Here is a 1,708-nt window from a genome sequence, read left to right as displayed (position 1 = left end):
CCACGCCTTCAACCTGGTCATGGGTAGGTCACTTGGTTTCGGGTCTACGTCATGATACTTCTCGCCCTATTCAGACTCGCTTTCGCTCCGGCTCCGTCTTTTCTGACTTAACCTCGCACCATAACGTAACTCGCCGGTTCATTCTACAAAAGGCACGCCATCACACTTTAATGTGCTTTGACTATTTGTAGGCACATGGTTTCAGGTTCTCTTTCACTCCCCTTCCGGGGTTCTTTTCACCTTTCCCTCACGGTACTGGTTCACTATCGGTCACTAGTTAGTATTTAGCCTTGCGAGATGGTCCTCGCGGTTTCAATCGGAATTTCTCGTGTTCCGACCTACTCAGGATCCTACTAAGTCTTTTGGAGATTTCGCCTACAGGGCTCTCACCTTCTCTGGCTTATCTTTCCAGATAATTCAACTATCTCCTTAAGTACTATATCGTAGTCCTACAACCCCAACTGGCAAGCCAGCTGGTTTGGGCTCTTTCCGTTTCGCTCGCCGCTACTTGGGAAATCGATTTTTCTTTCTCTTCCTGCAGCTACTTAGATGTTTCAGTTCACTGCGTCTTCCTTTAACTACCTTAACAGTAATTAATAATACGTCTGCACGTATTGGGTTCCCCCATTCGGATATCTCCGGATCATTGCGTACTTACCGCTCCCCGAAGCCTTTCGTGGTTAGTCACGTCCTTCATCGGCTTCTAGTGCCAAGGCATTCACCATGCGCCCTTTTCTACTTGACCTATTTCAAGTCTTTTCTTTAGAGTTTTCTCTCTCTCGGTCGCTCTTTCAATCTGTTTTTACGATTGTCTCGGTTTTTTGCTAGATTATATTCAGTTTTCAATGTACTAACTCTTCGAGAATTGATTCCTCAATTCTCTATGGAGGCTAACGGGATCGAACCGATGACCTCCTGCGTGCAAAGCAGGCGCTCTCCCATCTGAGCTAAGCCCCCATTCGCCATATTGGCTCAAAGCATTTCTGCTTCGAATGGGCCTAAATGGACTTGAACCATCGACCTCACGCTTATCAGGCGTGCGCTCTAAACCAGCTGAGCTATAGGCCCGATTCGCTTGGCGTTATTCAAGTTTTTTTGAGGTATTACCCTCAAAACTAAACAAAGTTTCTCAAGTGTGCTTCCGTTTGGCTTTTCGATGACTTCTTTTTAGTGCTCTCGCACTCTCCATCATCTTCGCCTTCCTTAGAAAGGAGGTGATCCAGCCGCAGGTTCTCCTACGGCTACCTTGTTACGACTTCACCCTAATCATCTGTCCTACCTTAGACGGCTGACTCCTATAAAGGTTATCCCACCGGCTTTGGGTGTTACAGACTCTCATGGTGTGACGGGCGGTGTGTACAAGGCCCGGGAACGTATTCACCGCGGCGTGCTGATCCGCGATTACTAGCGATTCCAGCTTCGTGCAGTCGAGTTGCAGACTGCAGTCCGAACTGAGAATAGTTTTCAGAGATCCGCTTGCCCTAACGGGTTTGCTTCTCGTTGTTCTATCCATTGTAGCACGTGTGTAGCCCAGGTCATAAGGGGCATGATGACTTGACGTCATCCCCACCTTCCTCCGGTTTGTCACCGGCAGTCTCATTAGAGTGCCCAACTTAATGATGGCAACTAATAACAAGGGTTGCGCTCGTTGCGGGACTTAACCCAACATCTCACGACACGAGCTGACGACAGCCATGCACCACCTGTC

2 tRNA genes and 2 rRNA genes (1 of these 4 cut by a window edge) are annotated in these 1,708 nt (G+C 48.4%); all 4 read right to left on the bottom strand.

Annotation, left to right across the window (positions count from 1 at the left end):
• A 23S ribosomal RNA gene (locus tag LrDSM24759_RS07565) occupies positions 1–745 on the bottom strand (its annotated part extends 981 nt beyond the left edge of the window); the annotation flags it as partial.
• A 139-nt stretch (positions 746–884) separates the two neighbouring features.
• A tRNA-Ala gene (locus LrDSM24759_RS07560) sits at positions 885–957 on the bottom strand.
• A gap of 36 nt (positions 958–993) precedes the next feature.
• Positions 994–1,068: transfer RNA gene (locus tag LrDSM24759_RS07555), tRNA-Ile, on the bottom strand.
• A 139-nt stretch (positions 1,069–1,207) separates the two neighbouring features.
• Positions 1,208–1,708: ribosomal RNA gene (locus tag LrDSM24759_RS07550) — 16S ribosomal RNA — on the bottom strand; the annotation flags it as partial.

Source organism: Lactobacillus rodentium, assembly GCF_003423665.1.
GTDB classification, from domain to species: domain Bacteria; phylum Bacillota; class Bacilli; order Lactobacillales; family Lactobacillaceae; genus Lactobacillus; species Lactobacillus rodentium.
The sequence above is the reverse complement of the archived record's forward strand: the minus strand, read 5'-3'. Positions and strand labels throughout refer to the sequence as shown.